This window comes from Streptomyces lancefieldiae (assembly GCF_031845825.1).
Taxonomy (GTDB): domain Bacteria; phylum Actinomycetota; class Actinomycetes; order Streptomycetales; family Streptomycetaceae; genus Streptomyces; species Streptomyces lancefieldiae.
Map to the genome: position 1 here is coordinate 1 of NZ_JAVRFH010000086.1, position 15,273 is coordinate 15,273.

13 protein-coding genes and 1 rRNA gene are annotated in these 15,273 nt (G+C 72.2%); 8 read left to right on the plus strand and 6 right to left on the minus strand.

Annotated elements, in window-relative coordinates; genetic code table 11:
* Positions 1-75: ribosomal RNA gene (rrf, locus tag RM812_RS38305) — 5S ribosomal RNA — on the plus strand; the annotation flags it as partial.
* A 104-nt stretch (positions 76-179) separates the two neighbouring features.
* Here the strand turns inward: rrf and RM812_RS38310 are convergent.
* The 5 genes from RM812_RS38310 to RM812_RS38330 are packed head-to-tail and all read right to left on the minus strand — an operon-like array spanning position 180 to position 5,823.
* A complete protein-coding gene (locus RM812_RS38310) occupies positions 180-1,490 on the minus strand; it encodes a DUF58 domain-containing protein (RefSeq protein ID WP_311584903.1) in 1,311 nt (436 codons plus the stop codon).
* Positions 1,490-2,479 (minus strand): AAA family ATPase, encoded by a 990-nt coding sequence (locus RM812_RS38315; RefSeq protein WP_311584935.1) that lies wholly within the window; start codon positions 2,477-2,479, stop codon positions 1,490-1,492. Before RM812_RS38315 ends, RM812_RS38310 begins: the two co-directional genes overlap by 1 nt.
* Entirely contained in the window at positions 2,479-3,690 is a 1,212-nt protein-coding gene (locus RM812_RS38320) for a DUF4350 domain-containing protein (RefSeq protein ID WP_311584906.1), read from the minus strand. Before RM812_RS38320 ends, RM812_RS38315 begins: the two co-directional genes overlap by 1 nt.
* Entirely contained in the window at positions 3,687-4,457 is a 771-nt protein-coding gene (locus RM812_RS38325; protein WP_394816581.1) for a DUF4129 domain-containing protein, read from the minus strand. The genes RM812_RS38320 and RM812_RS38325 overlap by 4 nt, the downstream gene beginning before the upstream one ends.
* 4 nt (positions 4,458-4,461) lie before the next feature.
* Positions 4,462-5,823 carry a glycerophosphoryl diester phosphodiesterase membrane domain-containing protein gene (locus tag RM812_RS38330; protein WP_311584909.1) on the minus strand — a complete coding sequence of 454 codons (1,362 nt, stop codon included), beginning with the start codon at positions 5,821-5,823 and terminating at the stop codon, positions 4,462-4,464.
* Positions 5,824-5,963: 140 nt separating this feature from the next.
* On the opposite strand from RM812_RS38330, the gene mtnA reads away from it, so the two are divergent.
* The 7 genes from mtnA to RM812_RS38365 all read left to right on the plus strand — a co-directional run bounded on the left by mtnA (position 5,964) and on the right by RM812_RS38365 (position 14,775).
* Entirely contained in the window at positions 5,964-7,106 is a 1,143-nt protein-coding gene (gene mtnA / locus RM812_RS38335; RefSeq protein WP_311584912.1) for an S-methyl-5-thioribose-1-phosphate isomerase, read from the plus strand.
* Between the two features lie 4 nt (positions 7,107-7,110).
* Positions 7,111-7,800 carry a two-component system response regulator MtrA gene (gene mtrA / locus RM812_RS38340; protein WP_191862447.1) on the plus strand — a complete coding sequence of 230 codons (690 nt, stop codon included), beginning with the start codon at positions 7,111-7,113 and terminating at the stop codon, positions 7,798-7,800.
* Position 7,801: 1 nt separating this feature from the next.
* Positions 7,802-9,892, plus strand: coding sequence for an MtrAB system histidine kinase MtrB (mtrB, locus tag RM812_RS38345; RefSeq protein WP_311584918.1), 2,091 nt, complete (start codon positions 7,802-7,804; stop codon positions 9,890-9,892).
* Positions 9,882-11,726 carry an LpqB family beta-propeller domain-containing protein gene (locus RM812_RS38350; protein WP_311584921.1) on the plus strand — a complete coding sequence of 615 codons (1,845 nt, stop codon included), beginning with the start codon at positions 9,882-9,884 and terminating at the stop codon, positions 11,724-11,726. Before mtrB ends, RM812_RS38350 begins: the two co-directional genes overlap by 11 nt.
* Positions 11,727-11,896: 170 nt before the next feature.
* On the plus strand, positions 11,897-12,787 hold the full coding sequence (locus tag RM812_RS38355; RefSeq protein WP_311584924.1) for a ComF family protein: 891 nt from the start codon (positions 11,897-11,899) through the stop codon (positions 12,785-12,787).
* Positions 12,788-13,101: 314 nt separating this feature from the next.
* A complete protein-coding gene (gene hpf, locus RM812_RS38360) occupies positions 13,102-13,794 on the plus strand; it encodes a ribosome hibernation-promoting factor, HPF/YfiA family (RefSeq protein ID WP_311584927.1) in 693 nt (230 codons plus the stop codon).
* A 222-nt stretch (positions 13,795-14,016) separates the two neighbouring features.
* Positions 14,017-14,775: a response regulator transcription factor gene (locus RM812_RS38365; protein ID WP_311584930.1), complete on the plus strand. Its 759-nt coding sequence runs from the start codon at positions 14,017-14,019 to the stop codon at positions 14,773-14,775.
* 13 nt (positions 14,776-14,788) lie between these two features.
* On the opposite strand, the gene RM812_RS38370 is transcribed toward RM812_RS38365, so the two are convergent.
* Positions 14,789-15,273, minus strand: a 485-nt coding sequence (locus tag RM812_RS38370; protein ID WP_311584933.1) for a DNA glycosylase AlkZ-like family protein, incomplete at its 5' end; no start/stop codon positions are given.

A 15,273-nucleotide genomic window follows, 5' to 3' on the forward strand; every position in this document is an offset into this window, starting at 1 on the left:
AACCCGGAAGCTAAGCCTTACAGCGCCGATGGTACTGCAGGGGGGACCCTGTGGGAGAGTAGGACGCCGCCGAACAATTATTGATAAGGGAAACCCCGCACCGTTCCGGTGCGGGGTTTTCTGCGTTCTCGGGGCAGTTTCAGGAAAGCGGAGGGAGCGGGGCCCTTCGGCCCCCTCCCTCACAGACGCCCCGCCGTCTTCAGTTCCAGATAGGCGTCCGCCAGCGCCGGGGCCAGTTCGTCAGGGGTCGCGTCGACGACCGTGACGCCGTGCCGACGGAGTTGTCCTGCGGTGCGATGGCGTTCCGCCTGGGCCTGAGCGGCTGCTGCGGCCTCATAGACGCCCTCTGTGTCCCCGCGAGCCTTGGCCATGCGCGCAATGTACGGGTCGGCCACTGATGCCAGCAGAACGGTGTGGCGCTGTGTCAGTTGCGGCAGGACAGGGAGTAGGCCCTCTTCGACGGGAGCCGCGTCGAGTGTCGTGAACAGCACGAGCAAGGAGCGGCGAGGGGCCGACCGGAGGGCAGTGGCGGTGAGACCGCGTGCGTCGGTCTCCACGAGTTCCGGCTCCAGCGCCGCCATCGTGTTGACCAGGGACGGGAGCACGTCGCCTGCCGTGCGGCCCTGTACGAGCGCGCGTACCCGGCGGTCGTACGCGAGGAGGTCGACGCGGTCGCCGGCGCGGGAGGCCAGGGCGGCCAGGAGCAGGGCTGCGTCCATGGAGGCGTCGAGGCGGGGGGCGTCCCCCACACGGCCGGCCGAGGTGCGGCCGGTGTCGAGGACGATCATGATGTGCCGGTCGCGTTCGGGGCGCCAGGTGCGTACGGCGACGGTGGAGTGCCGGGCCGTCGCACGCCAGTCGATGGAACGGGTGTCGTCGCCGGGAACGTACTCGCGCAGGCTGTCGAACTCCGTTCCCTCCCCGCGGGTGAGGACGCTGGTGCGGCCGTCGAGTTCGCGAAGGCGGGACAGCTTGGAGGGCAGATGCTTGCGGCTGGTGAACGGTGGCAGGACGCGTACCGTCCAAGGGACCTTGTGGGTGCCCTGGCGGGCGAAGAGGCCCAAGGGGCCGTACGAGCGGATCGTGACGCGGTCCGCTTGGCGGTCGCCGCGGCGGATCGGCCGTAGGCGGGTGGTCACGCGTCGTCGCTCGCCGGCGGGCACGGTCACGCCGTGCCGGGAGGCCGCCGTCTCCGTGCCGGGCTGCCAGCTGCTGGGCGCCCATGCGTCGCGGAGGTGGGCGCGCAGCGGGCGGCTGGACGGGTTGGTGACCGTCAGAGTGACGTCTGCGGTGTCGCCCAGGCGCGTGGAGGTGTCACCGGAGCGGGACAGGCGCAGGCGTCGCACCGGGGCGGCCAGGGCGAAGTCCCAGGCGCAGGCCGCGGCCAGCGGGGCGTTGACCGCGAGGATGCCCGTCCAGCCGGGATCCCAGATGCCGATGGGGACCGAGCCCAGGGCCGCGAGGAGCGCGGCGCGTCCGGTGAGTGCCATCAGCGGGGGACGGGGACGTGGGCGAGGATCGCGTTGATGACGGAATCGGCGGTCACGCCTTCCATCTCGGCCTCCGGGCGGAGCTGCACGCGGTGGCGGAGGGTGGGGAGTGCGAGGGCCTTCACGTCGTCGGGGGTGACGTAGTCGCGGCCCGTCAGCCAGGCCCACGCGCGGGACGTCGAGAGCAGCGCTGTGGCACCGCGTGGGGAGACGCCGAGGGTGAGGGACGGCGAGTCGCGGGTGGCACGGCAGATGTCGACGACGTAGGCCGTGATCTCGGGGGAGATCGTCGTCTTGGCCACCTCGGTGCGGGCAGCCTCCAGGTCGGCGGCGCTCGCCACGGGGCGTACGCCGGCGGCGTGCAGGTCGCGCGGGTCGAAGCCGGAGGCATGGCGGGTGAGGACGTCGATCTCGTCCTGGCGGGAGGGGAGGGGGACGGTGAGTTTGAGGAGGAAGCGGTCCAGCTGGGCTTCCGGGAGGGGGTAGGTGCCCTCGTACTCGACCGGGTTCTGGGTGGCCGCGACCAGGAACGGCTCGGGGAGCGGTCGGGGGGTGCCGTCGACCGTCACCTGGCGTTCCTCCATGGCTTCCAGGAGGGACGACTGGGTCTTCGGGGGCGTGCGGTTGATCTCGTCGGCGAGCAGCAGGTTGGTGAAGGCCGGGCCGGGCTGGAAGGAGAACTCGGCGGTGCGGGCGTCGTAGACCAGGGAGCCGGTGACGTCGCTCGGCATCAGGTCGGGGGTGAACTGGACGCGCTTCGTGTCGAGCTCCGTGGCTGCGGCGAGGGCGCGGACGAGGAGAGTCTTGGCGACTCCGGGGACGCCCTCGAGGAGGACGTGGCCGCGGCAGAGGAGCGCTACGACAAGGCCGGTCACGGCGGCGTCCTGGCCGACCACGGCCTTGGCGATCTCGGCGCGCAGGGCCTCCAGGGCGGCGCGGGCATTGCCCGGGTCCCCGGTCTGCCCGGCGTTGTCAGTGGTCGGGTCCATCATGGACGGCGTACCTCTCTTTCGAGGGCGTCGAGTTGGTCGGCGAGAGCGATGAGTGCCGCGTCGTCGCTGGGCGGCGGGCCGAAGAGGAGCGTGTGCAGGGACTGTCCGTCGCCGTGGAGGTGGGCGGCCAGGGCGGGGAGCAGGGTCTCGGGCGTGTGCGCCTGGGCGACGGGGACGCCTACGAGGGGGGAGAGGCGGGTGCGGGTGGCGGAGCGAAGAGCGGCGGCCGCGCGGTCGCGGGCGTTCGCTTTCCGGTAGAGGCGGGCGCGGCCTTCGACGGTTTCGGAGGCCCGGATCGCCACGGGGAGTCTTTCGTGCACCAGGGGGCCGAGTCGGCGTGCCCGCCACAGGGCCGCGAGGGCCGCGGCGATGAAGAGCTGCAGGGTGCCCCAGAGCCAGCCGGAGGGGAGCAGGTCGAAGAAGCCGCGTTCGTCGTCCGGGGCGGTGGTGTCGGACAGTGAGGGGAGGTACCAGACCAGATGGGTGCGGGAGCCGAGGAGTTGGAGGGCGAGCGAGGCGTTGCCGTGCTCGTCGAGGCGGTCGTTGTAGAGGATGTCGGGCGCGCCGAGGACGACGGTGTCGGCCGGGGCGGACTCCAGGACCGTCTCGCCGGACGGCTCGGGGATGCGCAGCAGGGTGGCCAGACGCCGGCTGGGGTAGCAGGCGTCGGCGGCGATGTGGCCGCTGCTGTAGCGGATGCCGCCGGTGTCGGCGGTGCCCGCGCGGCGGGCGGCGGGCAGGTCGCATCCGGGGGCCAGCGTCGAGTCGGAGCTGACCGCGGGGTCGGCGGTGACGCCGGGGACGAGTCGTTCGACTGCGGGGCCGCCGGGGGCCACGAGGACCGTGCGGCCACCGGAGCCGGTGGTCGTGGAGCGCAGTCGTGTCTGCTGGCGCTCGGTCAGGCGGTCGGGGACGGCGACCAGCAGGGTCGTGTCCGGGCCGGCCGCGGCGCGTGCTTCGTCCAGGGTGGTGACCACGCGTGTGGACACGTTCCGGTCGGCGAGGAGTTCGGCGACGGCCCGGCTGCCGTAGGGGTCGGCGGAGCGCGGGTCGAGTTCACCGTGGCGGGCGTCGGAGCGTACGACGGCGATCGCGACGGCGCCGACGAGCAGCAGGACGAGCGCGAGCGTGATGCCTCGTGCGCGTGTCCACGCCTGGCGGGGGGTGGGCGAGACCGAGGTGGTGGGGAGCGTGGCCTCCGTGGTCATCCGGCGGCTCCCCGGTGGGTGTTCAGGTCCGCGCCGCCGGTCGTGCCGATCGCCAGTTGCGGCTTGCTGCGTTCCAGGTCGTGGTCGAGTTCCGTGAGGTGGCGGTACGACTGCTCGGTGCCGGGGCGGCCACCGTACGCGACGTCGTCGAAGTCCCGGGCCGCGGCGCGCAGTCGGTCGCCGTGGGCGGGCAGGGTGCGGCCGGCCTCGGCCGCCGCCTCGTCGGCGGTGCGGCCGGGGCGGATGTCGAGGAGGGCGCGTTCCTCCAGGGCGCGGACGACGGCGCGCATGCGTTCCTGGACGGCCTGGTTCCAGTGGCCCTGGGCGGCGTGTGCCTGGGCGGCGGCACGGTGGTCGGCGGCGCTGCGGGGGCGGTCGTCGAAGAGGGCGGGGGCGGAGGCCGGCCGACGGCGAGGGGTGCCCAGGCGCCACCAGAGGGCGCCCAGCGCGGCCAGGACGGCCACGATGATGACGATCAGGCCGAACAACCCTCCTGGGGTCGCGGTGGACGCGGTGCTGAAGAGCTCGTCGACCCAGTCCCAGAAGGCGTTCAGGGCCCGCTGGAACCAGTTGGGATCGTTCTCGTGGTACATCCGCTTGGACAGCTCGCGCCGTGCGGCCTCCCGCGCGGGGTCGCGTGGGATCGTCACCGGCGGTTCGTCGCCGGAGCGCCACAGCGACGGTACGGAGGTGTCGCCGACGCGTGACGCGGTCAGTGCGGCGGTGCGTGCCAGCACCTCTGTGAGAACTCCCCCCGCCGGACTCACCGCATCAGCTCCCCGGGGTGGTGCCGGGGGAGCCGGAGCCGTGGAGGCCGGCGGCGCGGACCAGTTCGAGGTCCAGGGCCTCGCGGCGGATGCGCTGGTCGATGTACAGCAGCACGGTGACGCCCGCCGTGATCGGGAAGGTGATCATGGAGCCGATCACCGAGCCGATGCCGCTGATCACGAGGAAGGTCCAGCCGAGGTCTCCGCCGCCGTCGAGGAGGCCGCTGACGCCGTCGCCGTCGAGGGCCGCGGCGAGGAAGGCGAAGGGGATGACGATGATCGACGCGACGACGTTCGCGATGACCGTCGCGAGCAACTGGATGCCGAACACCCGCCACCAGGAACCGCGGACCAGCTTCGTGGAGCGGCTCATCGCCTTCTTGATGCCCTGCTTCTCCAGCATCAGCGCGGGGGACGCCAGCGAGAAGCGGACCATGAGCCACACCGCTACGACGCCGCCCGCCATGAAGCCCAGGGCGGTCAGGGCCACGCCCGCCTCGCCGCCCGCCGTGGCCGTGACGAGGAGGCCGGGGACCATGCCGGCCATGAGGAGGCCGGCGACGATGAGCAGCAGCAGGACGATCAGGCCGAACAGCTTCGCCACCTGAGGGCGGGCGTCCCGCCAGGCCTCGCCGATGGTCACCGCCTTGCCGAGGACGGCGCGGCTGGTGACGGTCGTGAGCAGGGCGGTGGCCAGCACGGTGCCGATCAGGGAGATCAGGAAGATGACACCCGAGTTGATCGTGGTGTCGGTCAGGGCGTCGCCGAGTTCGCTCAGGGTGGCGTCGGGGTCGCTGAGGACGTCCGAGCTGGTGTCGTCCAGGACGAGGCCCTGGAGCAGCACGACGATGATCTCCGTGAAGATCGCGACGGTGAGGGAGATGCCGAGGACCGTGCGCCAGTAGGCGCGCATGGTGGAGACCGCGCCGTCGAGGATCTCGCCCACGCCGAGCGGGCGGAGCGGGATCACGCCGGGCTTGGCCGCGGGCGGGGGACCGCCCCAGCCGCCGCCCCAGCCGCCGTGCCCACCGGGGGCGCCGTAACCACCGCCCTGACCGCCGTAGCCGCCGTAGCCGCCCGGGCCGCCGCCGGGGTGGCCGGGGGGCGGGGTGCCCCAGCCCTGGTTGGGCGGTGGGGGAGGCGGGGCCTGGCGGGGGCCGGTGGGTGCGGACCACTGGCCGGGGGGCGGCTGCTCCTTGGACCACTTCGTGCCGGGGCTCGTCGGTTCCGCGCCGGGCTGGTCCGCGTCAGGCGCGGGCCGGTCGTGGCCGGGGCGGTCGGCGGGCTCGGCGGGGCCGGACGCGCCGGGCTCCCGCCCGTCGGACGGGGCGGATCCGGGCGAGGCCCAGCCCGGAGTGTCGTTCATCGTCGCTCCTTCACGGTGCCCGTCCGCGGTCGCGGCGGCAGGTTGGCAGCCATCGTGCCATGGGGTGGTCGGGTGCGGACCGGGTGCGGTCCGGGCTGCGCACCTTCAATTGTCCGTCGGTCAGGGGGCAGACTGACGGCATGGCTGATCAGTACGCACAGAGCGGCGAGGACAAGCGGCCGACCGAGATCCCGGCCCTTCGCTGGGAGGAACCGCCGGAGGGGCCGGTGCTGGTCCTGCTCGACCAGACCAGGCTGCCGGCCGAGGAGGTCGAACTGGTCTGCACGGACGCGTCCGCGCTCGTGGAGGCGATCCGCTCGCTCGCCGTGCGCGGGGCGCCGCTGCTCGGCATCGCGGGCGCCTACGGCGTCGCGCTCGCCGCCGTCCGGGGCTTCGAGGTGGCGGAGGCCGCGGCCGCGCTGGCGGGCGCCCGCCCCACCGCGGTGAACCTCGCCGTCGGGGTGCGCCGGGCCCAGGCCGCGCACCAGGCGGCGCTCGCCAGGACCGGCGACACCCGGCAGGCCGCCGCGGCCGCACTGGCCGCGGCACGGGCGCTGCACCGGGAGGACACCGAGGCCAGCGCCCGGATGGCGGCGCACGGACTGGGGCTGCTGGACGAGCTGCTGCCCGGCGGCGGGCACCGCGTCCTCACGCACTGCAACACCGGTTCGCTGGTGTCGGGCGGTGAGGGAACCGCCTTCGCGGTCGCGCTCGCGGCGCACCGGGCGGGGCGGCTGCGCCGCCTGTGGGTGGACGAAACGCGTCCTTTGCTGCAAGGTGCTCGCCTGACGGCATACGAGGCGGCCCGCAGCGACATGACGTACACCTTGCTCACCGACAACGCGGCCGGTTCGCTGTTCGCGGCGGGTGAGGTGGACGCGGTGCTGATCGGGGCGGACCGCATCGCGGCCGACGGTTCGGTGGCGAACAAGGTGGGGAGCTATCCGCTCGCGGTGCTCGCGAGGTACCACCATGTGCCGTTCATCGTGGTGGCACCGGTTTCGACGGTGGATCCGGACACGCGGGACGGGGCGTCCATCGAGATCGAACAGCGCCCCGGATATGAAGTGACCGAGGTCACAGCACCCCAGGTGCCGGTGACGGGAGCGGGGGGCGGGATTCCGGTGGCACCTCTGGGGACACAGGCGTACAACCCCGCGTTCGACGTGACTCCGCCCGAGCTGGTGACGGCGATCGTCACCGAGGAGGGCGCGGTTTCACCCGTGACCGCCGAGGCCCTCGCGGAGCTGTGTGCCAGGTCACGCCAGGTCACGATTAGCTAATGGGATGATGGCGTTTATGAAGGGACGAGTCCTTGTCGTCGACGACGACACCGCACTGGCCGAGATGCTCGGCATTGTGCTGCGTGGTGAGGGTTTTGAGCCATCTTTCGTAGCCGACGGCGACAAGGCGCTGGCCGCCTTCCGGGAGACCAAGCCCGATCTGGTGCTGCTCGACCTGATGCTGCCCGGTCGGGACGGCATCGAGGTGTGCCGCCTGATCAGGGCGGAGTCGGGTGTGCCGATCGTGATGCTGACGGCGAAGAGTGACACCGTCGATGTCGTGGTGGGTCTGGAGTCGGGTGCCGACGACTACATCGTGAAGCCGTTCAAGCCGAAGGAGCTGGTGGCCCGGATCCGGGCACGACTGAGGAGGTCGGAGGAGCCGGCGCCGGAGCAGCTCGCCATAGGCGACCTGGTCATCGACGTGGCCGGTCACTCCGTGAAGCGGGACGGGCAGTCGATCGCGCTGACGCCGCTCGAGTTCGACCTGCTGGTGGCGCTGGCGCGCAAGCCGTGGCAGGTGTTCACGCGCGAGGTGCTCCTCGAGCAGGTCTGGGGCTACCGGCACGCGGCCGACACCCGGCTGGTCAACGTGCATGTGCAGCGGCTGCGCTCCAAGGTCGAGAAGGACCCGGAGAAGCCGGAGATCGTGGTGACCGTCCGCGGCGTCGGTTACAAGGCGGGACCGAGCTGACATGAGCAGGGACAGTGCCGCTTCGGCGCCCGGCCGGTCCGGGGCCCGCGCCGGACGGCCTGTCGGCCACACGCCCGCGGGTTCACGTTTCAGCCGCCTGCTGGAGGGCGGACTGCTGCACGGCGGCGTGCAGGGCAGCCCGGTGCTCCGTCTGTTCGTGCGCTGGGTGCGGCGTCCGCTGCTGCCGGTGATGCGGCTGTGGCGGCGCAACATCCAGCTCAAGGTCGTCGTCACCACGCTGCTGATGTCGCTGGGCGTGGTACTGCTGCTCGGCTTCGTGGTGATCGGGCAGGTCCGCAACGGGCTGCTGGACGCCAAGGTGAAGGCGTCGCAGAGCCAGGCCACCGGTGGGTTCACGGCGGCCAAGCAGAAGGCCGAGGAGGCGGCGAGCGCCGCCGGTGACGACAGCACCCCCGCGGACGGCCGTCCCTCGCAGAACGTCATCCAGTGGATGAGCGAGCTGGTGAAGTCGCTCTCCAGTGGCGGCCAGGGCGCCTTCGACGTGGTCACGCTCCCCATGGGCGGGGACAGCGGCAGTGGGCGCGGCCCGCGCGCCTCCGGCCTGGTCGACTGGTCGGTCAGCGTCCCCGAGAACCTGCGCGAGCGCGTCGACGGCGACACGGCGGCGGCCCAGAGCTACACCCGCATCGTCTACAACTCCGACCAGGCGTCCCAGCCCGGACTGGTGATCGGCAAGCAGGTCAACGACCCGAACGGTGAGCCGTACCAGCTGTACTACCTCTTCCCGCTCACACAGGAGGAGAAGTCCCTCAGCCTGGTCAGGGGCACGCTGGCGACGGCCGGGCTGTTCGTCGTCGTCCTCCTCGGGGCCATCGCCTGGCTCGTGGTGCGCCAGGTCGTGACGCCCGTGCGGATGGCGGCGAGCATCGCGGAGCGGCTGTCCGCCGGGCGGCTGCAGGAACGTATGAAGGTCACCGGAGAGGACGACATCGCGCGGCTCGGCGAGGCCTTCAACAAGATGGCGCAGAACCTCCAGCTGAAGATCAGCCAGCTTGAGGACCTGTCGCGGATGCAGCGGCGGTTCGTCTCCGACGTGTCGCACGAGCTGCGTACGCCGCTGACGACCGTGCGGATGGCCGCCGACGTCATCCACGACGCGCGCGTGGACTTCGATCCCGTCACCGCGCGGTCGGCCGAGTTGCTCGCCGACCAGCTGGACCGGTTCGAGACACTGCTCGCGGACCTGCTGGAGATCAGCCGCTTCGACGCGGGGGCCGCGGCGCTGGAGGCGGAGCCGATCGACCTCAGGGAGGTCGTGCGGCGCGTCGTCAGCGGGGCCGAGCCGCTCGCCGAGCGCAAGGGCACGCGGATACGAGTCACCGGCGACCAGCAGCCCGTCGTCGCCGAGGCGGACGCCCGGCGCGTGGAGCGCGTGCTGCGCAACCTCGTCGTCAACGCCGTCGAGCACGGCGAGGGCAGGGACGTCGTCGTCAAGCTCGCCGCGGCCGGCGGCGCGGTCGCCGTCGCGGTGCGCGACTACGGCGTGGGGCTGAAGCCGGGTGAGGCCACCCGGGTCTTCAGCCGGTTCTGGCGGGCCGACCCGGCACGCGCGCGTACCACCGGCGGTACGGGGCTGGGGCTGTCGATCGCCCTGGAGGACGCGCGGCTGCACGGAGGTTGGCTGCAGGCCTGGGGTGAGCCAGGAGGCGGCTCGCAGTTCCGGCTGACCCTGCCCAGGACCGCGGACGAGCCGCTGCGGGGTTCGCCGATACCGCTGGAGCCGCCGGACTCGCGGCGCGACCGCGGGCCGGGCGACGCCGGGCTCGATGACCCGGGCACCAACGGCGCCGGTCTGCCGCACGGTGCGGGCAACGCCGTCACCGTTCCCGCGCAGGCGAAGGTCGGGCAGGCGGCTGCGGCGTCCGGTCGCGGCCCGATACCTCCGCGGTCGGCCCATGCGGTTCCGACGGCCGATCCGACGGCACTGCCCGGCAACGGCGCGCGTGTGGTGCCGCGACCGGTGTCGGGCACCCGGGGACAGGGCGGCGGTCCCGCTACGGAGGCGGCGGGCCGGACGGACGCCGGGCCGGACGATTCGAGCAGGCAAGGGGAGGCATCTCGTGGGCGTTGACCGCGAGGGGAGCGGTCGGCGCGGGCCGGCACGCGGGGTGGCGTACGCCGTCTGTGGCGTCGTACTGCTGGCGGGGTGTGCGTCCATGCCCGATGGCGGGGACCTGCGCGGTGTGGAGTCCACGCCCCGGCAGGACCCGCAGGTGCGGGTCTTCGCGATGCCGCCGCAGGAGGACGACCCGCCCACCGACATCGTGCAGGGCTTTCTGGAGGCGCTGACCAGCGACGAGCCCCACTACGAGACGGCGCGCAAGTACCTGACCGGTGACGCCGCGAAGAACTGGCGGCCGGGGCAGTCCACGACGGTGCTCGCGGGCGGAGCGGGTACCGAGACCGACCACTCGGGAAGTCGCGAGGAGGCCAACGACTACTCGGTCACCCTGACCGGCACGCGGGTGGCCACGGTGGACGCGCAGCAGTCCTACTCGCCGGACGACGGCCCGTACCGCGAGTCGGTGCACCTCACCCGGGACGACAAGAGCGGGCAGTGGCGCATCGACGTGCTGCCGCAGGGCGTCGTGATGGGCAAGTCGGACTTCCAGCGCAACTACTTGGCGGTCAACAGGTACTACTTCGCGTCGAACACCGCGGTGAAGGCCGCGGCCGGAGCGAGCCCCCAGCCGACGGCCGTCGCAGACCCGGTCTACGTGCGGCGGCGGGTGGATCCCATGACCCAGGTGGTGCGTTCCCTGATCAGCGGGCCGACGAGCCTGCTCGGACCCGTGGTGAGGTCGAGCTTCCCGCCCGGTACGGAGCTGGACAAGAACGCCGTCGGCACGCTGACGCCGGACGACCGAGACAAGCTGACCGTGCCGTTGAACGACAGGGCGGCCCGGGTCGGCGCGGACAGGTGCGACGAGATGGCGGCGCAGCTCCTCTTCACACTGCAGAACATGACGCAGGCGGTGGACGAGGTCGAGCTGCGCTCGGGCGGCGAGAAACTGTGCTCGCTCACCGAGGACCGGGCCGAGACGGTCGCCACGCGCGGCTCGGCCCAGCGGCCCGATTACCTGTACTTCGTCGACGACGAAAACCGCGTGGTGCGGATCGCGGCGGGCAGCAACGGCACCCGGCCGGAGCCGGTCCCCGGAGCGCTCGGCGAGGGCGCGAAGGCCCTGCGGTCGGTGGCGGTGTCGCGGGACGAGCACAGTGCGGCCGGGATCGGTCTCGACAGCAAGTCGCTGTACGTCGGTTCGCTGGTGTCGGGCGGGTCGCTCGGTGACCCCGTGCTGGTGAGCGAGGGCAAGACGGAGCAGGACCGGCTGACGGCGCCCAGCTGGGACGCGCGGGGCGACCTGTGGATCGCCGACCGCGACCCGGACGATTCCCGGTTGCTGGTGCTGAAGGAGGGCGCGGGCGAGCCGGTGGAGGTGCGGACCCCGGGGCTGGACGGGAGGGTCCAGGCCGTGCGGGTGGCCGCCGACGGCGTGCGGATCGCGCTCACCGTGGAGAAGGACGACAAGCGCTCGCTGCTCATCGGACGGATCGAACGGGACGACCGGTCCGGCGGAGAACCCGCCGTCACCGTCCTCGGACTGCGCTCCGCGACCCCCGAACTGGAGGAGGTCACGGCCATGTCCTGGGCCGGTGACAGCCGGCTCGTGGTCGTCGGACGCGAGCGCGGGGGTGTCCAGCAGATCGGGTACGTCCAGGTCGACGGCTCCACGCCGGAGGCGTCGGTGCCGGCCGCCCTGACCGGGGTGAAGGAGATCGCCGCGACCGAGGACGAGCGGCTGCCGCTGGTGGCGTACTCGGAGGACCTGATCGTCCGGCTGCCGTCCGGGTTGCAGTGGCAGAAGGTGACGGAGGGGACGGCGCCGGTCTATCCCGGGTGAGGTCTCCGGTCTCCGGTCTCCGGCTGTCGGCACGTCCGGCCGTTACGACTGGGGCGTTCACCCACGTGGGGGAACCCGGCGTTTCGTTGCCCGGAGCTTTCCACAGGGAGCCCGCCCGGGGTTTTCCACAGGCCTGGTCGAACCGTGCGGGCGTCGGCACAGTGGTGGCCATGCGGGGATGGTGGCGGGAGCTGAGCGACCTGGCGCTGCCGGGCGAGTGCGGAGGCTGCGGCAGGGCACGCACGGTGCTGTGCCCTCGGTGCCGTACGGCGCTGAGCGGGACCGCGCCGGGGCGGGTGCGGCCGCAGCCGGAGCCGCCCGGGCTGCCGGTGGTGCACGCGGCCGCCCGGTACGCGGACGAGGTGCGGGCCGTGCTGCTGGCCCACAAGGAGCGGGGCGTACTGGCCCTGACGGCACCGCTCGGCGCGGCGCTGGCGGGTGCGGTGCGGGCGGGGCTCCGGGAGGCGCGGGCGGGCACCGGTGACGTGGGGAGCACCGGTTGCACGGGGGCCGTGTGCGGGCGGGGGACGGTGCTGCTCGTGCCCGTGCCGTCCGCGCGCAGGGCGGTGCGGACACGTGGGCACGACCCGGCGCGGCGGATCGCCCTCGCGGCCGCGGGTGAGCTGCGGCGGACCGGGACGTCCGCCCGGGTGCTGGCCGTCCTGCGGCAACGGCACGCCGTGGCCGACCAGTCGGGGCTGGGCGCCCGGGAGCGGCTGGACAATCTCGCCGGCGCGCTGGCGGTGGTCTCCGGTGGCGGCCGGCTGCTGTGCGGCGGTGGCCCGGTCGTCCTCGTCGACGACCTCATGACGACGGGGGCGTCGCTGACGGAGGCCGCCCGTGCGGTGCGGGCAGCCGCGCATGAGTGGTGGGCGGGGGCGGCCACGTACGGGACGGCGAGATCGGCTGTGTATCCGTCGGCGGCGGGGGAAGGCAGAGAGGAACGGAAGGCCGGGCCCGGAATGGCGGGCCCGAACGGAGGCGGTGGCGTGATCCGTGAAGTGATCTGCGCGGCGGTGGTCGCGTCGACACCTGATTCCTTCGAAATAAACCGGAACTGACTGAGAGCTCGCGTCGTTGCAGGTAATGAGAGAGTCAATTCACCGGAACGGAGGTACGCGGCAGTAGAGGGTGACGACATCCGTCCGGGCGAGATATGTTCGGTTGTGAGGCAAAGCCGCAGGCCACACCTCTTGAATCCGAATGCCGTGCTGCGGGTTTTCCCCGTCATCACCCGCACTGGTGGAGTGGAGATCTCGTTCGCGGGGGAGGAGGTGGAAGTCACCGAGTCCGAGGTTCCGGGAGAGACCGGAACCTGGTGCAAAAGGGAGATGCTCCGCCGTCGAAGCGGAGTGATCCGGGAACGGAGTTCTGCGTGGACATCGTCGTCAAGGGCCGCAAGACCGAGGTGCCCGAGCGGTTCCGGAAGCACGTGGCCGAGAAGCTGAAGCTGGAGAAGATCCAGAAGCTCGATGGCAAGGTGATCAGCCTCGACGTCGAGGTGTCCAAGGAGCCGAACCCCCGGCAGGCCGACCGTTGTGACCGAGTGGAGATCACGCTCCGCTCCCGCGGTCCGGTGATCCGGGCGGAGGCAGCGGCGAGTGACCCGTACGCGGCGCTCGACCTGGCAGCGGAGAAGCTCGGTGCCCGGCTGCGCAAGCAGCACGACAAGCGTTTCTCGCGCCGCGGTGCGCGCCGGATCACGGCCGCGGAGGTCGCCGACCACGTCCCCGGCGCCGCGACGCTCAACGGGGCCGGCGACGTCGTCCCGCCGGAGAAGCAGGACGGCGTACCCACCAAGAGGATCGGCTCGCTGGAGGTCCAGGGCGACGGCCCGCTCGTCGTCCGGGAGAAGACCCACGTGGCCGCCCCGATGTCCCTCGATCAGGCGCTCTACGAGATGGAGCTGGTCGGGCACGACTTCTATCTGTTCGTCGACTCCGAGACCAAGGAGCCCAGCGTCGTCTACCGGCGCCACGCCTACGACTACGGCGTGATCCACCTCACCACGGACACGATGGTCACCCAGGCGCACGCTCCCGAAGCGGGCGATGCGCTCGGCGGCTGACCGGGCCGGGTGACAGCAGACCGGTGCCCCTGGAGCGTGTGTGCGCCCCCAGGGGCACCGGTGTGCGACGGTGCGCGAGGGTGTGCGACCCCTTCGCGGCCCGCTCGGCCACCCGGTGTCGGCCGGGCATGGAATCATGGCCGTAACGGCCCAACCGGTGGGTCGTTGCTCTGGGTTGGCGATGGCTCAGGACCTCGGGCCACAGCCTTCAGGGGAGGAACGATGGCGGACAGTTTCGGACCGATGCGGGGCGGACACGACGGCGACGGGATCGACGACGGTGTCACCGGCATGGGCCCGGACGACGGCTCGGCACGCCGGGAGCCGATCAGGGTCCTGGTCGTGGACGACCACGCCCTGTTCCGCCGCGGTCTGGAGATCGTGCTCGCGGCCGAGGAGGACATCCAGGTCGTCGGGGAGGCCGGTGACGGCGCCGAGGCTGTGGAGAAGGCCGCCGACCTGCTGCCGGACATCGTCCTGATGGACGTGCGGATGCCCAAGCGGGGCGGGATCGAGGCGTGCACCTCCATCAAGGAGGTGGCCCCCAGCGCGAAGATCATCATGCTGACGATCAGCGACGAGGAGGCCGACCTCTACGACGCGATCAAGGCGGGCGCGACCGGATATCTGCTCAAGGAGATCTCGACGGACGAGGTGGCCACCGCCATTCGCGCGGTGGCCGACGGTCAGTCGCAGATCAGTCCGTCGATGGCGTCGAAACTTCTCACCGAGTTCAAGTCGATGATCCAGCGGACCGACGAACGCCGACTGGTGCCGGCGCCGCGGCTCACGGATCGCGAGCTGGAGGTCCTGAAGCTCGTCGCCACGGGAAAGAACAACCGGGACATCGCCAAGGAACTCTTCATTTCCGAGAACACCGTGAAGAACCACGTGCGCAACATCCTGGAGAAACTGCAGCTGCACTCCAGGATGGAGGCCGTGGTGTACGCGATGCGGGAGAAGATCCTCGAGATCCGCTGACGGCCGACGCGGCTCAGGCGAGCAGGCGGGCCAGCTCCTTCGTGAGGGGCTCGCGCAGGTCCGGTGCGTCGACCCGTTCCACGCGCACGTCCGTGCAGTCCACCCAGCTCGCCGCCTCGACCAGGGCCTGGGCGACCGCCGGGGCTGCCTTGGAGCCGTCCAGGGTGACCTGTTTGGCGACCAGGGTGCGCCCCTCACGCGCCGGGTCCACGCGGCCGACGAGCCGGCCGCCGGCGAGGACCGGCATCGCGAAGTAGCCGTGCACCCGCTTATGCCTGGGTACGTAGGCCTCCAAGCGGTGGGTGAAGCCGAAGATCCGTTCTGTGCGCGCCCGCTCCCAGATCAGGGAGTCGAAGGGTGACAGCAGCGTCGTGCGGTGACGGCCGCGCGGCGGTGTCTCCAGGGCCGCCGGATCCGCCCAGGCCGGTCGGCCCCAGCCCTCCACCGTGACCGGGACCAGACCCGAGTCGGCGATCACGGCGTCGACCTGCTCGCCCC

What these genes read in the sequence shown, in the direction of transcription:
- RM812_RS38355 (WP_311584924.1), top strand. Translation starts at nt 11,897, where the DNA reads ATGCGGGGATGGTGGCGGGAGCTGAGCGACCTGGCGCTGCCGGGCGAG.
- mtrA (WP_191862447.1), top strand. Translation starts at nt 7,111, where the DNA reads ATGATGGCGTTTATGAAGGGACGAGTCCTTGTCGTCGACGACGACACC.
- RM812_RS38365 (WP_311584930.1), top strand. Translation starts at nt 14,017, where the DNA reads ATGGCGGACAGTTTCGGACCGATGCGGGGCGGACACGACGGCGACGGG.
- RM812_RS38310 (WP_311584903.1), bottom strand. Translation starts at nt 1,490, where the DNA reads ATGGCACTCACCGGACGCGCCGCGCTCCTCGCGGCCCTGGGCTCGGTC.
- RM812_RS38330 (WP_311584909.1), bottom strand. Translation starts at nt 5,823, where the DNA reads ATGAACGACACTCCGGGCTGGGCCTCGCCCGGATCCGCCCCGTCCGAC.
- RM812_RS38315 (WP_311584935.1), bottom strand. Translation starts at nt 2,479, where the DNA reads ATGGACCCGACCACTGACAACGCCGGGCAGACCGGGGACCCGGGCAAT.
- mtnA (WP_311584912.1), top strand. Translation starts at nt 5,964, where the DNA reads ATGGCTGATCAGTACGCACAGAGCGGCGAGGACAAGCGGCCGACCGAG.
- RM812_RS38320 (WP_311584906.1), bottom strand. Translation starts at nt 3,690, where the DNA reads ATGACCACGGAGGCCACGCTCCCCACCACCTCGGTCTCGCCCACCCCC.
- mtrB (WP_311584918.1), top strand. Translation starts at nt 7,802, where the DNA reads ATGAGCAGGGACAGTGCCGCTTCGGCGCCCGGCCGGTCCGGGGCCCGC.